Origin of the sequence: Hyphomonas sp. BRH_c22, assembly GCF_000961795.1 — a bacterium.
Classification (GTDB): Bacteria; Pseudomonadota; Alphaproteobacteria; order Caulobacterales; family Hyphomonadaceae; genus Hyphomonas.
The window spans coordinates 66,698-86,442 of record NZ_LADU01000092.1; the positions used below are offsets into that span (position 1 = coordinate 66,698).

20 protein-coding genes are annotated in these 19,745 nt (G+C 58.5%); 8 read left to right on the forward strand and 12 right to left on the reverse strand.

Annotated features, from left to right (window positions below):
• Window positions 1–117: 117 nt before the first annotated feature.
• Together VR74_RS12965 and VR74_RS12970 are read left to right on the forward strand one after the other, a co-directional pair.
• Entirely contained in the window at window positions 118–1,260 is a 1,143-nt protein-coding gene (locus tag VR74_RS12965) for a bifunctional 2-C-methyl-D-erythritol 4-phosphate cytidylyltransferase/2-C-methyl-D-erythritol 2,4-cyclodiphosphate synthase (protein WP_045697425.1), read from the forward strand.
• A gap of 9 nt (window positions 1,261–1,269) precedes the next feature.
• Window positions 1,270–1,761: a CinA family protein gene (locus VR74_RS12970; protein WP_045697427.1), complete on the forward strand. Its 492-nt coding sequence runs from the start codon at window positions 1,270–1,272 to the stop codon at window positions 1,759–1,761.
• Here the strand turns inward: VR74_RS12970 and VR74_RS12975 are convergent.
• Window positions 1,739–2,215 (reverse strand): type II toxin-antitoxin system RatA family toxin, encoded by a 477-nt coding sequence (locus tag VR74_RS12975; protein ID WP_045697429.1) that lies wholly within the window; start codon window positions 2,213–2,215, stop codon window positions 1,739–1,741. The two genes, VR74_RS12970 and VR74_RS12975, sit on opposite strands and share 23 nt — an antisense overlap.
• 1 nt (window position 2,216) lies before the next feature.
• Window positions 2,217–3,188 carry a lipoyl synthase gene (lipA, locus tag VR74_RS12980; protein WP_045697437.1) on the reverse strand — a complete coding sequence of 324 codons (972 nt, stop codon included), beginning with the start codon at window positions 3,186–3,188 and terminating at the stop codon, window positions 2,217–2,219.
• A gap of 149 nt (window positions 3,189–3,337) precedes the next feature.
• Between lipA and VR74_RS12985 the strand changes: the two genes are divergently transcribed.
• The gene (locus VR74_RS12985; protein WP_299950451.1) at window positions 3,338–4,915 is read left to right on the forward strand and encodes an AMP-binding protein; all 1,578 of its coding nucleotides are present in this window, start codon (window positions 3,338–3,340) and stop codon (window positions 4,913–4,915) included.
• On the opposite strand, the gene VR74_RS12990 is transcribed toward VR74_RS12985, so the two are convergent.
• Both VR74_RS12990 and VR74_RS12995 read right to left on the reverse strand, forming a co-directional pair.
• Complete coding sequence (locus VR74_RS12990) at window positions 4,912–5,754, reverse strand: alpha/beta fold hydrolase (RefSeq protein WP_045697439.1); 843 nt, start codon at window positions 5,752–5,754, stop codon at window positions 4,912–4,914. The two genes, VR74_RS12985 and VR74_RS12990, sit on opposite strands and share 4 nt — an antisense overlap.
• 36 nt (window positions 5,755–5,790) lie before the next feature.
• A complete protein-coding gene (locus VR74_RS12995) occupies window positions 5,791–7,479 on the reverse strand; it encodes an alpha/beta fold hydrolase (protein WP_045697441.1) in 1,689 nt (562 codons plus the stop codon).
• 154 nt (window positions 7,480–7,633) lie between these two features.
• Between VR74_RS12995 and VR74_RS13000 the strand changes: the two genes are divergently transcribed.
• Entirely contained in the window at window positions 7,634–8,266 is a 633-nt protein-coding gene (locus VR74_RS13000) for a TetR/AcrR family transcriptional regulator (RefSeq protein ID WP_045697443.1), read from the forward strand.
• 47 nt (window positions 8,267–8,313) lie between these two features.
• Here VR74_RS13000 and VR74_RS21035 read toward each other — a convergent pair whose 3' ends face one another.
• Window positions 8,314–9,156 (reverse strand): phasin family protein, encoded by an 843-nt coding sequence (locus VR74_RS21035; RefSeq protein ID WP_299950454.1) that lies wholly within the window; start codon window positions 9,154–9,156, stop codon window positions 8,314–8,316.
• A gap of 140 nt (window positions 9,157–9,296) precedes the next feature.
• Between VR74_RS21035 and VR74_RS13010 the strand changes: the two genes are divergently transcribed.
• Window positions 9,297–10,001, forward strand: a complete 705-nt coding sequence (locus VR74_RS13010; RefSeq protein WP_045697445.1) for a dienelactone hydrolase family protein — start codon at window positions 9,297–9,299, stop codon at window positions 9,999–10,001.
• Here the strand turns inward: VR74_RS13010 and phoB are convergent.
• Genes phoB through pstC form a run of 5 tightly spaced genes read right to left on the reverse strand, consistent with a single transcriptional unit; the run spans window position 9,998 to window position 15,202 of the window.
• A complete protein-coding gene (gene phoB, locus VR74_RS13015; RefSeq protein WP_045697447.1) occupies window positions 9,998–10,684 on the reverse strand; it encodes a phosphate regulon transcriptional regulator PhoB in 687 nt (228 codons plus the stop codon). The genes VR74_RS13010 and phoB overlap by 4 nt on opposite strands.
• Window positions 10,685–10,707: 23 nt before the next feature.
• A complete protein-coding gene (gene phoU / locus VR74_RS13020; RefSeq protein WP_045697448.1) occupies window positions 10,708–11,400 on the reverse strand; it encodes a phosphate signaling complex protein PhoU in 693 nt (230 codons plus the stop codon).
• A gap of 10 nt (window positions 11,401–11,410) precedes the next feature.
• Window positions 11,411–12,241 (reverse strand): phosphate ABC transporter ATP-binding protein PstB, encoded by an 831-nt coding sequence (gene pstB / locus VR74_RS13025; RefSeq protein ID WP_299950457.1) that lies wholly within the window; start codon window positions 12,239–12,241, stop codon window positions 11,411–11,413.
• Window positions 12,241–13,821 (reverse strand): phosphate ABC transporter permease PstA, encoded by a 1,581-nt coding sequence (gene pstA / locus VR74_RS13030; protein ID WP_045697450.1) that lies wholly within the window; start codon window positions 13,819–13,821, stop codon window positions 12,241–12,243. The genes pstB and pstA overlap by 1 nt, the downstream gene beginning before the upstream one ends.
• Window positions 13,814–15,202 carry a phosphate ABC transporter permease subunit PstC gene (gene pstC / locus VR74_RS13035; protein ID WP_045697452.1) on the reverse strand — a complete coding sequence of 463 codons (1,389 nt, stop codon included), beginning with the start codon at window positions 15,200–15,202 and terminating at the stop codon, window positions 13,814–13,816. The genes pstA and pstC overlap by 8 nt, the downstream gene beginning before the upstream one ends.
• Before the next feature lie 158 nt (window positions 15,203–15,360).
• On the opposite strand from pstC, the gene hslV reads away from it, so the two are divergent.
• Both hslV and hslU read left to right on the forward strand, forming a co-directional pair.
• A complete protein-coding gene (hslV, locus tag VR74_RS13040; RefSeq protein ID WP_045697563.1) occupies window positions 15,361–15,918 on the forward strand; it encodes an ATP-dependent protease subunit HslV in 558 nt (185 codons plus the stop codon).
• Window positions 15,919–15,959: 41 nt separating this feature from the next.
• Entirely contained in the window at window positions 15,960–17,264 is a 1,305-nt protein-coding gene (gene hslU / locus VR74_RS13045; RefSeq protein ID WP_045697454.1) for an ATP-dependent protease ATPase subunit HslU, read from the forward strand.
• 10 nt (window positions 17,265–17,274) lie between these two features.
• Here the strand turns inward: hslU and VR74_RS13050 are convergent, their stop codons facing one another.
• Complete coding sequence (locus tag VR74_RS13050) at window positions 17,275–17,613, reverse strand: helix-turn-helix domain-containing protein (RefSeq protein WP_045697455.1); 339 nt, start codon at window positions 17,611–17,613, stop codon at window positions 17,275–17,277.
• A 107-nt stretch (window positions 17,614–17,720) separates the two neighbouring features.
• The gene (locus tag VR74_RS13055) at window positions 17,721–18,719 is read right to left on the reverse strand and encodes an adenosine kinase (protein WP_045697457.1); all 999 of its coding nucleotides are present in this window, start codon (window positions 18,717–18,719) and stop codon (window positions 17,721–17,723) included.
• A 12-nt stretch (window positions 18,720–18,731) separates the two neighbouring features.
• Between VR74_RS13055 and VR74_RS13060 the strand changes: the two genes are divergently transcribed.
• A complete protein-coding gene (locus VR74_RS13060; RefSeq protein WP_299950460.1) occupies window positions 18,732–19,682 on the forward strand; it encodes a hypothetical protein in 951 nt (316 codons plus the stop codon).
• The last annotated feature ends 63 nt before the right edge of the window (window positions 19,683–19,745 follow it).

The window sequence follows — 19,745 nt, forward strand, 5'->3', positions numbered from 1 at the left end:
GCCATTGTTCCCGTTTTTTCTTTCTTCGCAAGTGCACAAAAGACGCGCATCCATGCAAAAAAACATTTGCTCAATGTTCTATGGCCAGATTTGCCGGTCTCGCTTAGAAAGCCGGACATGACACTGGCAGCTGCAATAATCGTTGCGGGGGGCAAAGGATCGCGGTCTGGACGCGCGTCCCCCAAGCAATATGAGCGCCTCCTGGGGCGCCAGGTCCTAGATTGGTCGATTGATGCATTCAAGGCGCATCCGGGCGTGGGTACGATCGTGGTGGTGACGCCTGCCGGGAGGGTCCCGGAGGGGGGGGGTGAGGGGGTGATGAGGGTGCATGGTGGGGCGACGCGAACCCAATCGGTCCGCAACGGCCTCAATGCGCTGGATTTGCCCACCAACACCCCGGTCCTGATTCACGACGCAGCGCGGCCAGGACTGTCCCAGACCATGATCTCATCCCTTCTTGAGGCGCTAGGCACCGCAGACGCAGTCGCCCCCGCCCTGCCGGTTCCGGATGCCCTCAAGGCGATGAGAGACGGAAAGCTGGTCACGGTTCCGCGGGACGGCCTTTTGCGGGTCCAGACGCCGCAAGTATTTCGCCTGGGCGCCATCCGGGCCGCACTCGACGCGGCGCCGGCCGACCTGGTCGACGATATCGCCGCGATGGAAGCGACAGGCGCGCGCGTGAAGCTGATTCCGGGCGACGAGCGCCTCCACAAGATTACCTTTCCCGAGGATTTCGACATGGTCGCCAGACTGCTCAGCCCCTCCCCCTCAGTACCGCGTGTAGGAAAGGGCTTCGACGTTCATGCCTTCGAACCCGGCGACCATGTTTCCCTGTGCGGCGTCGCGATCCCGCATGATCGCAGACTCAAAGGACATTCGGACGCGGATGCTGCCTGGCACGCGCTGACGGACGCCATTCTCGGCGCTGTTGCCCTCGGCGACATTGGCGACCACTTCCCGCCATCGGATGACCGATGGAAGGATGCAGACAGCGCCATTTTCCTGAAAGAGTCAGTCAGATTGGCGGAGGCCGAGGGCTACGCCGTGGCCAGCTGCGATATCACCGTCATCTGCGAATCGCCCAAGGTGAAACCGCATCGAGAAGCCATGCGCCAACGAACGGCCGAACTGCTGGGATTGCCATTGCAGGCGGTCAGCGTGAAAGCGACAACGACGGAAGGTCTGGGCTTTACGGGACGACGCGAGGGAATCGCGGCTGAAGCAATTGCGGTGCTGGTGCCTTTGAGCCCTGCGCGCTAGTCTTTCTGCATGTTTACAGATCGCCTCAGAAATCTCGCCATGCTGATCCTCGACGACGCCGAACAGGCGCGTCTCAAGATATGCACTGCCGAAAGCTGCACAGGTGGGCTGCTGGCCGCCCTGTTCACCGATATTCCCGGATCATCGAGCGTGTTCGAGCGCGGCTTCGTCACCTATACGAACCGCGCCAAGGAGGAGATGCTGGGCATCGCCGGGGATGTCATCGCCGACTATGGCGCTGTGTCGGAACCAGTGGCGAGAATGATGGCGGAAGGTGCCCTCGAGGCGAGCCGGGCCAACATCGCCGTCGCCATCACAGGCGTGGCAGGGCCCGGCGGCGGTACGCGCATGAAACCGGTCGGCACGGTGCATGTTGCCTGCGCGCGGGAGAACCGGGCCGTCGTGCATGAAATGCTGCAACTGGGCGACATTGGCCGGTCTCAAGTGCGAATGGCCTCAGTTGAAGCCGCCCTGAACCTCATTCAGGTGCAGATTCGATAGGCGTCTGCCCGTAACGCTTCTGTGCCTCGACCAGGAAGGCGCTCATGATGCGATCAACGGCGATGTCGTGATTGGCAGCCGCCAGCATGGCGATCAGCACGTTGCGGAACTCGTAGTCGATCTCCAGCGCTATATCGGTTCCCCCGCGCTCCAGGGGGATAATGGTCCATTGCGCATGCAGTCTGCGGAACGGCCCCTTGATCAGCCTGGCGACGACCGTACCCGCTAGCGGATCTGCAGACACGGCCGTCGAGAACCGCTCGACGAAGCCCTTGAAGCCGACAACGGCATCGCCCCTGGAATGATTTATGTCGGCCTCATCCGTTCGCGTGTCCGACACACGCATGGCCGTGATCCATTTGATGAAGTCGGGATAACTTGCGATATCCGACACCAGATCGAATGCCTGCAGCTTTGAGTACGGCACGCGAACCGATTTGGAAAACCGGGGCATATCAGGCTGGCGAACCTGCGAGCCTAGCTTCGCGGGCGGCACGCATACGGGCGAAATCTTCGCCGGCATGGTAGCTGGAACGGGTCAGCGGCGTGGCCGACACCATGAGGAAGCCCTTGGCCCTCGCGATCTCTTCCATGGCCTTGAACTCATCAGGCGTCACGAACCGGTCAATCGCGGCGTGCTTGCGAGTTGGCTGGAGATATTGCCCAATCGTGAGAAAATCGACGCCGGCCGACCGCATGTCATCCATGACCTGCATGACCTCTTCCTTGGTCTCGCCAAGGCCAACCATCAGACCCGATTTAGTGAATTGCGACGGATCGCGATCCTTCACCTTCTGGAGCAGGCGGAGTGAGTGGAAATAGCGCGCACCGGGGCGAATGCCCAGATACAGGCGCGGCACGGTTTCAAGATTGTGATTGAAGACATCGGGACGGGCATCAATGACCCGGTTTTCCCAGCCATCCTTGCGCAGGAAATCCGGTGTCAGAATCTCGATTGTCGTGCGCGGTGATGCCGACCGGATCGCCTCGATGACGTGAACAAAATGCATCGCACCGCCGTCTTCGAGGTCGTCGCGGTCAACAGACGTTATGACGACGTGCTCAAGACCCATTTCGGCGACGGCTTCGCCCACGCGGCGCGGTTCGTCAGCGTCCACCCCAGAGAGCGGCTTGCCGGTCGACACGTTGCAGAACGAACAGGCACGCGTGCAGACGTCGCCGAGAATCATCATGGTTGCGTGCTTCTTCTCCCAGCATTCTCCGATATTGGGGCAGCTGGCTTCTTCACAAACCGTAATCAGGCCCTTCGATTTCACGAGTTCTCGCGTTTCCGCATATCCCGCCGAAGTGGGAGCCTTGACGCGAATCCAGTCCGGCTTTCGCAGAATCGGTGTGTCGGGGCGAGACTGCTTTTCCGGGTGGCGGTGCTTGCGACCGGAAGGCGTGAGATCAATGAGTGTGGCCATGGCACCAAGATGGACGCGAGCGCCTGATTCATCAAGGCAATTGCAGCGCAGGGTGCATATGCAAACTTGCATTCTCTATTGCGCACGTGTCCTTACGTGACAAAATGTTACAAAAGTGAGGCAGACCTCACCAAGTCAAAGGGCCACTGATGACCAGCGTGACCATTCCATCGCCGATTACGTATCGGCCAGCACGCACACATATCGACCTGTTTTCAGCGCTCCTGCGCGCCAAACACGAATTTGGCGGCAACAAGGTGATCGTTGTTGATGGGGACGAGCGCGAGCTGACCTACAAGGAAATCATCCGGGCCGCCTTCGGCCTGGGCGCAGCCTTGAAGAAGGGCACGAAGCGCGGCGAGGCCGTCGGCGTCATGCTGCCCACGGGCGCTGGTGCCATTATCGCGTTCTACGCGTTGAGCGCCTATGATCGCACGCCTGCCATGCTGAACTTCACTGCGGGTTCGGCCAACCTGAAGGGCGCCATGACCGCGGCTGGCGTGAAGCGCATCGTGACAGCACACAAGTTCGTCGATCTGGCCGGGCTGGAAGCCCTGATCGCCGAGCTCAGCACTGTTGCAGAAATTGTCTACCTCGAAGACGTCCGTGAGACGCTGACCGCAGGCAACAAATTGGCGGCTGTTATTGGGCCGGTCATGCCGGGCCTGGTCCGCCCCAAGCCGCGGTACAAATCTCCCGGCGTGATTCTCTTCACATCGGGTACCGAGGGCGAACCAAAGGGCGTTGTTCTCAGCCACGAAAACGTCATGGCGAATGTCGAACAGGTTCGCGCGCACATCGGCCTCAGCGCAGAGACTGACAAGGTCTTCAACCCCTTGCCTACTTTCCACTGCTTCGGGCTGACCGTTGGCGCGATCCTGCCCATTGTGGCGGGCATTCAGGTCATGTTCCACCCGACTCCCTTGCAGCCCCGTGAAATCGTCAAGCGTATACGGAGCAATGGTTCGACGATCCTGCTGGCAACGGACACGTTCATTTCCCAATACGCCCGCACCGGCGCTGAAGGCGACATGAGCTCGATCCGACTGGCGGTGTGCGGAGCAGAACGCGTGAAAGATGAGACCCGCGCACTGGTGCGTCGAAAATTCGACATCGAAATCCTTGAAGGCTACGGTGCAACTGAGGCGTCGCCTGTCGTTGCCGCCAATCAGTGGGAACACAACAAGCCTGGAACGGTGGGCAGGCTGATGGCGGATATGGAATCCCGGCTTGTGCCGGTCGACGGCATCGCTGAGGGTGGTCGCTTGCAGATCAAGGGCCCGAACATCATGCTGGGCTATGTGCGGCCTTCCCGTCCAGGCGTCCTGGAACGGCCGGAAGGCGGATGGCACGATACGGGCGACATCGTGGCGATCGACGATGAGGGATTCATCCGGATACAGGGGCGCGTCAAACGCTTCGCCAAGATCGGCGGCGAGATGGTATCACTGGCGGTCGTGGAGAACTGCGCCAGCGCCGTGTGGCCGGACAATCTGCACGCCGCCGTCACAATGCCTGACCCGCGCAAGGGGGAGCAGGTTGTCCTGCTGAGCGACTCCGAAGCCTGCAATCGTGAGGACATTCTGGCCTGGGCCAAAAATCACGGCGTTCCCGAACTGTCAGTGCCACGCCGCGTGTTCCATGTGCCCGAGATCGCCGTTCTGGGCACGGGCAAGATCGACTATGCGGCCGTCAAGGCCCAGGCTGAAGACCTGATGGAAACCTAGGCCGCGGCCTGAGCCGGCAACGCATCACCCTCGGCGAGGAATTCCTTGATCACGCTGGCTGTCTCAGCAGCGCGCGTGACAAGGAACAGGTGCCCGCCCCCTTCCACGACATGCAGTCGTGAATTCGGCAGCGCCACTTTCAGGATATGGCCGTTTGCGAGCGGGACAATTGAGTCATTGTCACCCATCATGACCAGGGCCGGCATGCGCAGGAAGCGAATGAATGGCAGGCTGGACCAGCCGATGAAGGCCAAAAGCTGAAAGATATAACCCTTGGGGTCAGGCGGCATCAGGCGTGTAATATGCTCACCAGCCTGGGCGTCTGCCTCATCGCCATAGAGCGTCGCGAAATTGTCGCGCATATAGTTCGGGTCTGTGTAGCGTCGGGCATCGACCATCTTGGACAGCGAGGCCGGCTTGCCCGGCACCATGGTCATGCCAGCGGTGGTTGCGCACAGGATGAGCTTGCCGACACGATTGCGGTACTGGAATGCGAACTGCTGGGCGAGCGCGCCGCCCCAGGACACGCCCATGACGTCGACTTCGTCGATGCCGAACTGGTCAAGCAGCTTGCGTGCCCAGCGTGCGAGCATCCACGGACGGTAGGGCCATTGCGTGACGGGACTCTTGCCGACGCCGGGCACATCGAACGTGATGATGTCACGATCAGGAAACATGTCTCCGAGCGCGTGGGTCAGTTCCAGATTGGCGCCGATTCCATTGAAGAAGAGCAGCGGCCGCTTGCCCTCGTCGATCCGGGCCGCCCAGAAGGCTGTGCGCAACAGGACGCCGTCGACGTCCTGCATGGTAATCCGAGGACGCGGTTCTGATGCGGCCATGACTCGTTCCTTTGTCGTTTCGACAGTACCGGCGCCTTATTCGTCGAAGACGTATTTGCCCGGTGCCGCATAAAGTGGGGGGAAGGCCTCACTGCCGCAAGTCTTGGGTGCCACCTTGAGCGGACCTGAGCGTTCCTTGAGCCACTCGCCCCAAAGTGGCCACCATGAGCCGGCATGCTCTTCAGCCGTGGCTGCCCATTCATCCGCCGTAGGCTTGATTTCCGTATTGCGGAAATATTTTGCCTTTGGATTTCCGGGCGGGTTGATGAGCGATTGCAGGTGACCGCTGGAGGAGAGAACGAACTCGATGTTTTTCGATCCGAGCAGGGCCGGGGTCCTGTAACAGGCCTTCCAGGGCGTGATGTGATCGGTCAGGCCGGCAACGACGAACGCGTCGCACGTCACCTTGGTCAGATCCGCCTTGTGTCCGGCGATTTCCACTTCACCCGGATTGTCAAAGGGCTGGTTCAGGCCGAAATCCAGAAAGTCGGAATGAAGCTGGGCTGGCAGGTTTGTCGTGTCATTGTTCCAGTACAGAACATCATACGGCGGCGGATCTTCCCCCATCAGGTAGTTGTTGACGACATAGTTCCAGATGAGATCGTTGGGACGCATCCAGGCGAACATGCGCGCGAGGTCGTCGCCCTTGAGAACGCCCTTGCGCCGTGAATATTTGCGCGCGATTTCGAGGCTGCCATCGGAGACGATCTGCCCGAGATCGCTGTCGTCACGCTGGGGGTTGAGCACGCAGACCATGAAAGTGAGCGCATTGATTCGCTTGTCATCAGCGGCAGCCAGAAGGCTCGCAAAAGTTGCTGTCGTGATCCCGCCCGAGCAGGCTCCACCGACGTTGATTTTCTGAGATTTCGTGATCTTCCGAATGACCTCACTGGCCTGAACCAGGCTGTCGACATAGTCAGACAGACCCCAGTCGGCGTGCTTCTTGGTCGGATTACGCCAGGACACGATGAACGGCTGAAGCTCTTGCGAGAGCAGGAACTGGACGATCGACGTGTGGGGCGTCAGGTCGTTGGCATAGTACTTGTTGATCTGTGGAGGGATGATCAGGATCGGTGTCTTGTGCACCTTCTCGCTGGTCGGCGCATACTGGATAAGTTCCAGCATGTCGTTTTTCCAGACAACAGAGCCGACTGAGGTCGCAAGGTTTTCTCCAACCTTGAAGGGGCGCTTGTCCACTTGCGACGGCATGCCACCATTCTTTGTCAGGTCAGTGTAGAGATTCTGGAGCCCCTTGAGCAGCGACATGCCGCCTGAGTCGACGACGCGTTTCGCGGCCGCTGGGTTGCCTAAAAGCGTGTTCGTCGGCGCCATGGCATCGGTGATCATGCCCATCACGAACTTGGCGCGGGCGTGCTCCAGTTCGCTCATCTTGAGTTCGCCTACCCATTCATTCAGGTGCGCCTGTGTGGCCAGGTAAGCCTGCATGCCACGTTTGTAGAATGGGTTATGCTCCCATGCCGGGTCCTGGAAGCGGCGATCCTTGCGGTCGGACTTGCGATCCGACTTGCCCATGAGGATCTTGGCGTTCTCTGCCGTGATCTTTCCGGCCGTCTTGGCAGTCGTCACCGGATTGGTCATGGTCGACCGCAGCATCATGGCCACGGCGCCCAACAATTCCTGGCGGTTTATACCGCCCATGAGGGGATTGAGCGCTGTGGTGCTCTCGGCCGCGTTCCTTGCGATCTCTTCCTGTGGTGTTGGCATTGTTATCCTCCCAGTGTGCCGGTCTTTCGCGGACACATGGACCACGCCGCCGACTTAGCTATTTTCTCTTTCGATTTAGGAAAGAGAGACTTGTAAACTTTGAAACAAAATTCGTTCCATAGTGATAATTGCATGTCAAACTACAAGTTAACCCATGAAAACACGCGATCGTATCCTTCAAGTCAGCTTGCTTCTCTTCAACGAGGAAGGAGAGGCGCAGCAGACGGCTGTGGATATTTCAAACGCGCTCGAAATCAGTCCTGGTAATCTGTATTATCACTTCAAGGGCAAGGACGCGATCATCCGAGCCCTCTACAGTGCCTTTGAAGATGAAATGCGGATCATACTGCGCGGCTCGAAAGGCGGTGTGACGTCCATCGAGGATAACTGGGTCTATCTCTACATCATCCTCGAAGAGATCTATGACTTCCGCTTCTTCTACCGGGACCTGGGCGTCTTGCTTGATCGGTATCCCGATCTTTCCGTCAAGTTCCGGGCCCTTGTCGCCGAAAAGCGGCGGACAATAACGCGGGTCCTGCACGATCTATCCCAAAGCGACGTACTGCAGCTCGATCCCCGTCTGGAAACGGCGCTTACAGACCAGATCATGATGTCCATGACATTCTGGCTCGCAAACGACGCAATCGGATCAGCAACACATGATGGCCCGGCGCTCATCCACAAAACCGTATTCCAGGTCATGTGTCTGATGGTTCCCTATATGGGTGCGGCTGGCTTTGATACGCTGACCCGAATGATAGATCATTACGAGACTGTTTCCGGTTGAACAAACGGGCCGCCTCGTTCTGAGACGGCCCTTCTGTATCGGCAGCACTATTTCTTCAGGGCTTTTGCCTGCTTCACCCAGCTATCCCGGGTGATCCGGCCACGTGCACCGATCTTTTCATCAAGTGCAGCGATGTCTGTTTTCGTCAAAGCTGCGATCTGGGCGTAGGTGGTGATGCCTTCAGCAGCGAGTTTCTTCGCCATCGCGGGACCGACGCCTGTGATCTTGGAAAGATCGTCAGCGGCAACTGTCTTGGCTTTGGTGTCGGCTTTGGGAGCGACGGCCTGTTTGACAGCAGCAGATGTCTTCTTCGCAGCCTTTTTGGCCGTTTTTGCGACATCAGCACCTGTCTCACCTGCAACCGCTTCGATCTCCGCCGTGAGGCGCGCAAGGCGTGCCTTCAGGTTCACATCGCCAGTTGCGGCTTTCGCCTTGGCGGCAAGTTCGGAAACTTCATCCTCAAGCTTGTCCAGCTTCTTGTGGATTTTCTCGCCCTTGGAACCGAGGCCCTTCACACCGAGCAAGTCACGCATGCGCTCCATGCGGGCTTCGAACTGATCGCGCGCCTGAACCTGGAATTCACGGGCAGTAGCCGCAGCCTTGGCCATTTGCTGGCCGGCCTTCAGGACACGCTCGTCTCCGGAAAGGCGCGACCGTACGTCGCTTTCGATTTCTTCACCACGCTTGACGAGGTCTTCAAACACCTCGGCAGACTGGGTGTTGAGTACATTCGCACCCGCTAGCGCGCTGTCATAGGCCTTTCCGTAGGCACCGACACCTGCCAGCCAGATCTTGTGGGCCATGTCGGCAGAATTGGCCTCAATGGCCTTGCCGACTTTTTCCGCCTTGGCGCGGGCCTTGTTTTTTTCTTTCGCTTTCGACTTTGCCATTTTTTGGCTCCTTCGTGGTTGTTCCATGAGCCCAAAAATAGGGAATAAGTCTAGAAAGCGCATACTAATCGCTGCCGGGGTTGAAACACCGCCTCGTTTGTCGTGTATCTGGCAGCAGAAACCATGAGAGGAATACCGCCATGAGCGCAGTTGATTATGAAGTAGACGGCAAGACGTATGAAGGCTTTTTCGTGCGGCCAGCCGGAAAGTCCAATACGCCTCTGGTGGTCATCGCCCATGCCTGGGGCGGACTTGGCGACAATGAAAAGCAGAAGGCGCAAGCGATTGCTGACCAGCTGGGATATGCTGCTTTTGCCATGGATGTTTACGGCAAGGGCAAACGTGGCGTGAGTGTCGAGCAGTGCCAGGCGCTGATGAATCCGTTAGTGGGCGATCGGGCCGAGCTGCAAAAGCGACTGGCTGGCGGACTTGCCGCCGCGAAGAGACAGGACGGTGTGAACGCAGCGAAGACAGCGGCGATAGGTTACTGCTTCGGAGGGTTGAGTGTTCTCGATATGGCTCGCGCAGGCCATGACGTGCTGGGCGTGTGCGCGTTTCACGGTCTCTTCCGGCCCGCCGAAAATCTCCCTTCCCCGAAGATCAAGGCGAAGGTGTTGATCGAGCATGGCTGGCAGGACCCGATGGCCACACCTGATGACGTCCTGTCGATTGCGAAGGAAATGGACGGGGCCGGCGCCGACTGGCAACTGCACGCACACGGACAGGCCATGCATGCTTTTACGACTCTGGGCGCCAATGACTCCGCCATGGGAACGGTTTACAGCGCCGATGCCGACAGGCGCAGTTTTGCGTCGCTGACGGACTTCCTGGCCGAACTGTTCTAATTTCCGCGCAAGGCGTAACCGGCAGAGCGGACGGTCCGGATCGGATCTTCTCCGCCGTCCTGACGGAGCGCCTTGCGCAGCCGCCCGACATGGACATCAACCGTGCGCGCCTCGACATAGACGTCAGATCCCCAGACGGTATCAAGCAGCTGTTCGCGCGAGAAGACCCGCCCGGGATGCTGCATGAAATAGTCAAGCAAACGGAACTCTGTCGGACCGAGATGAATTTCGCCATCATTGCGCATCACCCGGTGGGCAACGCGGTCAATCACGATATCGCCAACGGAAATCTTGTCTTCCTTCAGGCCCGGACGAATCCGGCGCAGGACGGCGCGCACCCGCGCCATAAGCTCAGTTGTCGAAAATGGCTTCGTGACGTAATCATCCGCACCCGTATCAAGACCACGAATGCGATCACTTTCCTCGCCGCGGGCGGTGAGCATGATGATCGGCATGTTCGGATTCGCCCCGCCGTTACGAATGCGGCGGCAGACTTCGATTCCGCTGACCTTAGGAAGCATCCAGTCGAGCAGGAGGAGATCGGGCGCGCGCTCGTCGATCATCATCAAGGCTTCCTCACCATCTGCAGCGACAGCGACTTCATAATCTTCCTTCTGAAGATTATAGAGCAGCAGTTCGGAGACGGCGCTCTCGTCTTCTGCGATGAGCACGAAGGGCTTCATACTGTATTCCTCATATGCGGCCGTCAGCCGTCAAGTTGGGGGGTTTTGGGTCGGTCCATCGACAAGAGATATTCTCCCGTCGCCTGAAAGTACACAAACTCGGCGATATTGGTGCAGTGATCGCCTATCCGTTCGAGATTCTTGGCCATGAAGAGCATGTGGGCCCCTGCCCCGATCGTGCGTGGATCCTCGATCATATAGGTCAGCATCTCGCGAAACAGCGAGTTGTAATGCTGGTCGATATCGTCATCGCCCTCCCAGACGGCCTTGGCCGCTGAGGCATTTCCCGTCGCGTAGGCGTCCAGAACCATGTTGAGCTGGCGGGATACCGGACCCGCCATGCGGAAGATCCCCTTGCGCATGGACATGCCCACGTTCTCGTCGAGGCGCTGGGTGCGCTTGGCGATGTTCTTGGATAGATCGCCGATGCGCTCAAGTTCGCCTACGACTTTCAACGCGGAAAAAACGGCGCGCAGATCGTGGGCCATGGGTTGGCGCCTGGCAATGAGGCTGACGATCTGTCGCTCCACCTCGGCCTCGAGCTTGTCGACCTGAACGTCACGCGCAACCACGTCTCGCGCAGCATTGACGTCATTCTTGTTCAACGCGGAACAGGCATCCAGGATCATGGTTTCGACGATGCCGCCCATCCGGAGGATATCGGCCGCGAGCTTGTCGAGCTCTTCTGTGAATGCAGAGACAATATGATCAGACATGAGCCGAACCTTAGCCGAATCTACCGGTGATGTAATCCTCGGTGCGACGCTCCCGGGGATTGGTAAAAATCTGGTCCGTGTCACCCATTTCGACCAGTTCCCCCAAGTGGAAGAAGGCTGTGCGTTGCGACACGCGTGCCGCCTGCTGCATGGAGTGGGTCACGATAACGATACAATAGCGTTTTCTCAATTCGTCGATAAGTTCCTCGATACGGGCCGTCGCAACGGGGTCGAGCGCCGAGCAAGGCTCGTCCATGAGAATGACTTCCGGCCTGACGGCGATCGCACGGGCAATGCACAGGCGTTGCTGCTGCCCCCCTGAGAGGCTGTTACCGGGTGATGTCAGGCGGTCTTTGACCTCCTCCCAGAGACCGGCGCGCCGGAGACTTTTTTCGACCATCGCGTCGAGATCCTCGCGGGAATCCGCAAGACCATGAATGCGGGGACCGTATGCGATGTTATCGTAAATGGATTTCGGGAATGGGTTCGGCTTCTGGAAAACCATGCCGACACGCGAACGCAACAACACGGGATCGATATCCGGGTTGTTGATGTTCTCACCATCCATGATGATTTCGCCCGTCACTTTGCAGGATTCGATCGTGTCATTCATGCGATTGAGGCACCGCAGGAAAGTCGATTTCCCGCAACCGGATGGCCCAATCAGCGCAGTCACTGCGCGATCCGGAATTGACAGCGAAATATCGAATATCGCCTGCTTGTCGCCATAGAATACGTTTATATTCCGGCATTCGATCCTGGGGAATGTGAGTCCCTCGCCCTGATCCACGCTCAACTCGGACGACGCGTTCTCGCGGCTCTCGGTGACTGTTGTTTCCATTACCATCTCCGTTCGAACCGACGCCGCAACAAGACGACAATTCCATTCATTGTAACAAGGAACATAAGCAGTATCACGATGACTGCCGCAGTCATCGGTTCCCATGCCCGCTCAGCATTGGTGGACCAGCTGAAGATCAGCACAGGAAGAGCCGTTGCCTCATCAGTTGGACTGCTTGGGACGTCTGCGACAAACGCGACCATGCCGATCAAGAGCAGCGGCGCCGTCTCTCCCAATGCGCGCGCCATGCCGAGAATGGCACCTGTCAAGATACCCGGCCCGGCAAGAGGCAGGACGTGGTGAAAGACCGACTGCATTTTGGAAGCGCCAACGCCCAGGGCAGCGGCTCGAATGGAGGGCGGCACCGATTTCAGGGCAGCGCGGGAGGCAATGATGATCGTCGGCAGCGTCATGAGCGCAAGCACGAGACCGCCCACCAATGGCGCAGACCTTGGCAGACCGAAAAAGCCGAGGAACACGGCCGCGCCTAAAAGACCAAAGACAATCGAAGGAACAGCCGCCAGATTGTTGATATTGACCTCAATGATCTCCGTCAGGCGATTACGGGGGGCGAACTCTTCTAGATAGATCGACGCAAATATCCCGACCGGAATGGCAATGAAAGCCGTCACGAGCATCGTCAGCAACGAGCCGACAATCGCCGCCAGCGCGCCAGCGATCTCGGGATAGGTGCTGTCGGTATTGGTCAAGAGACTGAAATGCGGAACGCGAGAGATGCGTCCCATCTCCTTAAGCGCCAGAGTCCAGGCAATCTGCTGATCGGACACGTTTCGCTCCGTTTCAGGCAGCGCGATTATTCGCGCCACCGGACGCGCGCCACGAAACGCGTCGGCCGACCCGGTAAGCATGGTGACGTGTGCAGCGCCTGTTTCAAGGTGTGTCACACGGCCTGTGGAGGAACCGGACGTCAGAAGAACCGATCGCGCATCCACCGCGTCTCCGTCCTCCGCACGCAAAGTGGAGATCATGGCTTCCAGGCCCCTGAATGCCGAGGGGCCGGAAAGACTAACTTCGTTTTGTGTAGTTTCGGAAACAGACGCGATCTCACCGATGTGCACGCGTGCGTCCTTTGAAACAGCGCCTTTCAGGTAGAGGTCCAGATCATCGTTCAATGGAACAGTAATCGTCATGCTGCGCCCGATGCGGGTCGGGTTTTCAGCAACCGTGCGGGCAACCGGCAGAACAGCGAGGCGCGTGACAAGATCGCCCAGCCGCAGCCGGGAAAGACGGTCATCTGCGGCTTGAGGGAAGGTCTCAAGCAAATCGGAACGGAGCAGTGAATAGAAACCATCCACATTGCGGGAAATGTCGGCAGGCGTGTCCTCACCGTCCGGCGCAATCACTTGTGGGTCAAGCACAACGTCGAACCGCACGACATGATACGTCGCCGCCGAAACCGCCTGAAATCCGATCGATGCAACCAAGAGCGACAAGGCCAGCAATGCGAAAGCGATTGCAGATAACCCATAGGTCCTGAAACGCACATCTGCGGCGCGCCGCTTCTTCAGGCGGCGCAATGCCTTTTCGTTTCTGAACGGGCCTTGCACGACGTCAGTCATATTTTTCCCGATACTTCTGGACGACGCGAAGCGCGATCAGGTTGAATACGAGCGTGACCGCAAACAGGACCAGGCCAAGCGCGAAAGCCGACAAGGTTTTCGGGCTGTCAAATTCCGTTTCTCCGGTCAGCAGCGCCACGATCTGGACTGTAATCGTCGTCAGGTCTGCGGTTGGATCGGCGGAGATGCGCGCCCGCTGTCCCGCCGCCATGACGACAATCATGGTCTCGCCGATTGCACGCGACACTGCCAGCAAAAGCGACGCAATGATCCCAGGCAGCGCGGCAGGCAGAACGACGTGCTTGACCGTTTCCGACTTGGTTGCGCCCATTGCATATGCCGCATCGCGCAACGTCTGCGGCACAGCATTGATGACATCATCGGAGAGGGACGACACGAACGGGATTACCATTATTCCCATCACCAGCCCTGCAGCCAGCGCGCTCGTCGGCTGGGCTGCGAGCAGCGGCTCGCTCGTCAAACCGGATGAGATGAGCGTTGTGTTGATCCAGACGGCGAGAGAGCGGATAGACGGCGCGACGACAAGTAGCGCGAAAAAGCCATACACGACCGTCGGGATGCCTGCGAGGATTTCGAGGATCGGCTTGACCCAGCCCCGCACTTTGGGCCCCGCATATTCCGAAAGATATATAGCGGCGAACAAGCCAACCGGCGCAGCGATCAGCATCGCGATCAGCGCAATCATGAAGGTGCCAAAGAACAGGGGCAACGCGCCGAACTCGGCGCTTGTCTGAGCGTTCCATCGCGTTCCAAACAGGAAATCCCAGAACGGAATCTCCGCAAAGAACCTCAGGCTTTCATAGAGAAGCGAAGCAATAATTCCGACAGTCGTCGCGATCGCGATGGCCGCGCAGAGGAACAGCATGAGTTCAATGCCGGCCTCGACGCGATTTCGCGCCCGAAAGCCGGGCACAATGCGGCGCCTGGCCAGAACAAAGCCAACAGTCGCACCCAGCAATGCCAAGCCGATCGCACTCAGTTTCACCACCCCCTGAATTTCGAGGTAGCGGTTCGTAATGGCGGCGAAGACACGGTCGGCGCCGGTATAGTCGTTGTGGACGGCAGCTCGTGATACGGCGTCCAGGTAAACGCCCAATTCGACACCTGGAATCTTCAGGAAATTGGCTGGGAGTTCGCTCACGAGCTGCGATCGCACGAGGCTCTCGCCCATGAGACCGTACCCCAATGCCACGATCAGGGCGGGCACGAAGGTCCACATCGCGACGAAGTAGCCGTGATAATTTGGCCGGGAGTGGATGCGGGCAGCAGCAGGCCCGGAAAACCGCTCGGCCTGAACGCGCCCCACAAAAAAGGCGCCCGACGCGAGCATTGCGAGCAATGCGAGCATCAACCAACCCATGGGCAAATGGCCGAGCTGTTGAAACATCCAGTCCGAAATCCCCGTTTATGGTGCCCCTTTAATGCTGCTCCACGACAATTCTGTGACAATAGGTGCGCTCTGGACAGATGAGCGCACGTGTCTTGCGCCGCACGGCCTTATCAGCCACATCTCATGCCATGAAGCAGCATGCAAATTCTGACGCCATCTGGCATGGAACGACAATACTCGCCGTCCGAAAATCCGGAAAGCTGGCTATGTTGAGTGACGGTCAGGTCTCGATGGGCCAGACCATCATGAAGGGAAACGCGCGCAAGGTAAGGCGCATTGCGGGTGGAGAAATCCTCGCAGGCTTCGCTGGCGCCACGGCGGATGCCTTCACACTGTTCGAACGCCTTGAAGCCAAACTGGAGCGCCATCCAGGCCAGCTGCAGCGCGCGGCCGTGGAACTTGCCAAGGACTGGCGCACCGAAAAATACCTTCAAAAGCTTGAGGCCCTTCTTATCGTGGCGGACAAGGACGTGACGCTGGTTATCACCGGGGCAGGCGACGTGCTTGAGCCTGAACACAATGTCGTCGCCGTGGGATCGGGGGGAAACTTCGCACTCGCAGCTGCACGGGGCCTGTATGAGTACGAGACAGATGCCGAAGTGATCGGACGCAAGGCCATGCAGATCGCAGCCGACATCTGCGTTTACACGAATGCCAATTTCACGCTCGAGACGCTCGATACCTGAATCGTGCCTCTCTTCGATCCTGAACGACCTGAAAGCCCCGAATGCAAAACCTGACACCTCGTGAGATCGTTGCCGAACTTGATCGCCACATTGTTGGCCAGAACGGCGCCAAGCGCGCCGTGGCCATCGCCCTGCGGAACCGCTGGCGCCGAAAGCAGGCGCCCGAGGCCTTGCGCAACGAAATCACGCCAAAGAACATCCTGATGATCGGCCCGACAGGCGTGGGCAAAACCGAAGTATCGCGACGCCTCGCGAAACTGGCCAATGCCCCCTTCCTCAAAGTCGAAGCCACGAAGTTCACCGAGGTCGGCTATGTCGGCCGGGACGTGGAGCAGATCATCCGCGATCTCGTGGAAGCCGCTATCGGTATGATCCGGGAGCAGAAGCGGGCTGGCGTGGCCCAGCAGGCCCAGGACGCAGCAGAGGAACGCTTGCTCGACGCCCTGGTCGGCGAAGATGCGCAGGCGTCCACGCGGGAAGCCTTCCGACGCAAGCTCAGGTCTGGCGAGCTCGACGACAAGCCGGTCGATATTGATTTTTCGGACACTGCCAATCCGATGCAGATGATGGACATTCCCGGGCAAGGCGGATCGATGGGCATGATCAATCTGTCAGATATTCTCGGCAAGGCGATGGGCGGGCGTACCAAGCGCGTCCGAACGACGGTGCAGGAAGCCTATCGTCCGCTTCTGGACGAAGAAGCTGACCGGTTGCTGGATGAGGATGCGATCGTGCGCGAAGCGGTCGAATCCGTCGAGCAGGACGGTATCGTGTTCCTCGACGAGATCGACAAGGTTGCTGCGCGCAAGGATCGCGGCGGCGCAGATGTCAGCCGTGAAGGTGTCCAGCGAGACCTGCTGCCTTTGATCGAAGGCACCACTGTGTCCACCAAGCGCGGCGCCGTGAAGACAGACCATATCCTGTTTATCGCGTCTGGCGCCTTCCACGTCTCGAAACCGTCCGATTTGCTGCCGGAACTTCAGGGCCGCCTGCCGATCCGGGTGGAGCTGGAAGCCTTGTCACGCGACGACCTGCGCCGCATCCTTGTCGAACCCGAAGCCAGCCTCGTGAAACAATACCAAGCCTTGATGGCCGCCGAAAATGTCACGCTGCAATTCGAGGATGCCGCAATCGACCGTTTGGCCGACCTCGCGGAAGCCGTGAACAACTCGGTCGAAAACATCGGTGCGCGGCGGCTGCAGACCGTGCTGGAGCGCCTGCTGGACGAGATCAGCTTCGACGCGCCTGACAAGTCTGGAGAAACGATAACGATCACAGCCGACTATGTGAACGAGAGGGTCGCGGGCCTCGCTAGTAACGCGGATCTGTCGAAATTCATACTCTAGATTGGAGTATTCACGCCGATGTCGCGCGACGGACCGGCAAGTGTTTCTTGCCCCAGTCCCGAAGCGTCATCAGGGCGGGTGCCAGTTCAATCCCCTTTTCCGTGAGAACGTAATCGTACCGCTTCGGGGCCTGCGAATAGGCCTTCTTGACGAGTATTTCGGCATCAACCAGGCGCTTCAGCCTGTCGGTAAGAATGTGCCGGGTCATGCCGCTCGAATCTGCAAACTGCTCGAAACGCGACAATCCAAGGAAACAGTCACGCAGGATCAGCAGGGTCCATCGATCTCCGAGCACGGACAGCGTTCGCGCCACGGGGCACCAGTTGTCTGAAAGTTCCGACCATTTCATGGGCCAACCACCTCGCAAACCAGTTGGAGTTCCGAAACAGCACTTAATCACGATTCGGCAGTGCTGTACGTCGGGCTGGCTCTGTCAGGCGTGTCGCCTATGCGTCGTCAGGCATCAATCCCGGCGGCCAGGGCGAGACTTGCAAGCGAAACTTCAGGTCTTGGCCCGAAATGGCTGATTACTTCCGCAGCTGCGATATGCCCGAGACGTGCGCACGTCACGAGCGGCAGGCCTTTGGCATATCCAAACAGGAATCCCGCTGCATATTGATCGCCGGCACCGGTTGTATCGACGACTTTCGCAATGGGTTCCGCCAGAATGACAATCGGCTCACCGTCACCAATGACGACTGAGCCCTTTTCGCTCCGTGTAACGGCCGCGATGGCCGTATCCGCCTGGAGGCGCGAGATGGCTTCATCGAAGTCTCGCGTCTGGTACAGCGAGAGGAGTTCTTCTTCATTGGCAAAGAGAATATCGACATGGTTCTGCACAAGATGCAGGAAGCTTTCACGGTGCCGATCGACACAGAAGCTGTCCGAAAGGGTCAGCGAGACAAGACGACCGGCGGCTTTCGCAATCTCGGATGCATGAACGAACGCTGTCTTGGCGTCGTCTTTGTCGAATAGATATCCTTCAAGATAGAGGATCTTCCCGGCCCTTACCACGTCCTCGTCAACATCCGCCTTGGAGAACAGGACCGATGCACCGAGGAACGTGTTCATGCTCCGTGCGCCATCGTCATTCACGAATATGATGCAGCGGGCAGTGGCAGGTCCGCCATCCAGCGGATGCGTGGCGAAGGGGACACCCGAGTTGGTCAATTCTTCCCGGAACTGCCGGCCCAGATCGTCATTCGCGGTCTTGCCGATATAAGCCGCACTGCCGCCAAAACTCGCAATACCAGCAATCGTGTTTGCACCACTTCCTCCCGACGTGATGACCGGGTTCTTCGTCTCAGCCGTCAAGGCATGGGCGCGAGGCTCGTCAATCAATGTCATCGCATCTTTCTGGATGCCCCACTCCTGGAGAAAGGCATCATCTGCACGCGACAGGATATCGACGATCGCATTGCCCAAACCGACAACGTCAAAACGGGTGGATGTCATGATTACTCAGCCTTGGTTTTCCTGATCGCCGATTGCCAGACAACACTGATGGACGCAACCGTATCGCATGATAAACGGGCGGGCATGAAGATCGCCTACCTTGCCTCCCGAGTCACCCTGCCCGGTTCCGATATACGGCGAGGTGATGCCTTCGAGCACGATTACATGATGAATGCGCTCGTTCCCGCCTTTGCGGCGCAAGGCATGACGCTGATCGACATTTCCTGGGATGATGCTGAGGCCGACTGGGCATCGTTCGATGCAGCGATTATCGGAACAACGTGGGACTATTGGGACCGGCTGGATGAGTTCCTGGCCACGATTGAGCGGATTGGCCAGCGGACTAGGCTTTTCAATCCGTCCGAACTGGTGCTCTGGAATATTAGAAAAACCTATCTCAGGCACCTAGAAATGAATGGCGCAAAGCTCATTCCGACGCTTTGGCTCGATACGGTCACGCGAGAGGATGTCGAGAACGCCTTCGACATGCTGGGAAGTGACGACCTTGTGTTCAAGCGCCAGGTGGGCGCCGGCGCGAAGGACCAGCATCGATTGAAGCGTGGCGCTCCGATCCCTGACATGCCCCATGCCATGATGGCTCAGCCCTTCATAAAGATGATTCAAGACGAAGGCGAAATCAGTTTCATCTTCATCGACGGCGAATTCAGTCACGCCCTCGTCAAACGCGCAGCGTCGGGCGACTATCGCATTCAGTCATCTTACGGCGGGACTGAACAGGCCGTCACCCCCTCGCCTGCTGACCTTGCATCAGCACAGGCGGTTATATTGATGCTGGACACCGCACCGCTTTACGGCCGTGTGGATATGCTCAGAGGCGAGGCAGGTGACCTGCTGCTGATGGAACTGGAGTTGATAGAGCCATATCTTTACCCGCATGAGGGTCCCGGTCTTGGCGCAAAAATGGCCTCTGCGATTGTCAGGCGCCTCAGGTCTGGCTCCTAGGTATTGCGCACCGACGTCATCAACAACCACGGCGAAACCACCTTCAGGATGAGTTTCATTGCG

Excerpts from the sequence above, each read along its gene's own strand:
- VR74_RS12965 (WP_045697425.1), top strand. The coding sequence starts at position 118 with ATGACACTGGCAGCTGCAATAATCGTTGCGGGGGGCAAAGGATCGCGG.
- VR74_RS12970 (WP_045697427.1), top strand. The coding sequence starts at position 1,270 with ATGTTTACAGATCGCCTCAGAAATCTCGCCATGCTGATCCTCGACGAC.
- VR74_RS12975 (WP_045697429.1), bottom strand. The coding sequence starts at position 2,215 with ATGCCCCGGTTTTCCAAATCGGTTCGCGTGCCGTACTCAAAGCTGCAG.
- lipA (WP_045697437.1), bottom strand. The coding sequence starts at position 3,188 with ATGGCCACACTCATTGATCTCACGCCTTCCGGTCGCAAGCACCGCCAC.
- VR74_RS12985 (WP_299950451.1), top strand. The coding sequence starts at position 3,338 with ATGACCAGCGTGACCATTCCATCGCCGATTACGTATCGGCCAGCACGC.
- VR74_RS12990 (WP_045697439.1), bottom strand. The coding sequence starts at position 5,754 with ATGGCCGCATCAGAACCGCGTCCTCGGATTACCATGCAGGACGTCGAC.
- VR74_RS12995 (WP_045697441.1), bottom strand. The coding sequence starts at position 7,479 with ATGCCAACACCACAGGAAGAGATCGCAAGGAACGCGGCCGAGAGCACC.
- VR74_RS13000 (WP_045697443.1), top strand. The coding sequence starts at position 7,634 with ATGAAAACACGCGATCGTATCCTTCAAGTCAGCTTGCTTCTCTTCAAC.
- VR74_RS21035 (WP_299950454.1), bottom strand. The coding sequence starts at position 9,156 with ATGGCAAAGTCGAAAGCGAAAGAAAAAAACAAGGCCCGCGCCAAGGCG.
- VR74_RS13010 (WP_045697445.1), top strand. The coding sequence starts at position 9,297 with ATGAGCGCAGTTGATTATGAAGTAGACGGCAAGACGTATGAAGGCTTT.
- phoB (WP_045697447.1), bottom strand. The coding sequence starts at position 10,684 with ATGAAGCCCTTCGTGCTCATCGCAGAAGACGAGAGCGCCGTCTCCGAA.
- phoU (WP_045697448.1), bottom strand. The coding sequence starts at position 11,400 with ATGTCTGATCATATTGTCTCTGCATTCACAGAAGAGCTCGACAAGCTC.
- pstB (WP_299950457.1), bottom strand. The coding sequence starts at position 12,241 with ATGGAAACAACAGTCACCGAGAGCCGCGAGAACGCGTCGTCCGAGTTG.
- pstA (WP_045697450.1), bottom strand. The coding sequence starts at position 13,821 with ATGACTGACGTCGTGCAAGGCCCGTTCAGAAACGAAAAGGCATTGCGC.
- pstC (WP_045697452.1), bottom strand. The coding sequence starts at position 15,202 with ATGGGTTGGTTGATGCTCGCATTGCTCGCAATGCTCGCGTCGGGCGCC.
- hslV (WP_045697563.1), top strand. The coding sequence starts at position 15,361 with ATGAAGCAGCATGCAAATTCTGACGCCATCTGGCATGGAACGACAATA.
- hslU (WP_045697454.1), top strand. The coding sequence starts at position 15,960 with ATGCAAAACCTGACACCTCGTGAGATCGTTGCCGAACTTGATCGCCAC.
- VR74_RS13050 (WP_045697455.1), bottom strand. The coding sequence starts at position 17,613 with ATGAAATGGTCGGAACTTTCAGACAACTGGTGCCCCGTGGCGCGAACG.
- VR74_RS13055 (WP_045697457.1), bottom strand. The coding sequence starts at position 18,719 with ATGACATCCACCCGTTTTGACGTTGTCGGTTTGGGCAATGCGATCGTC.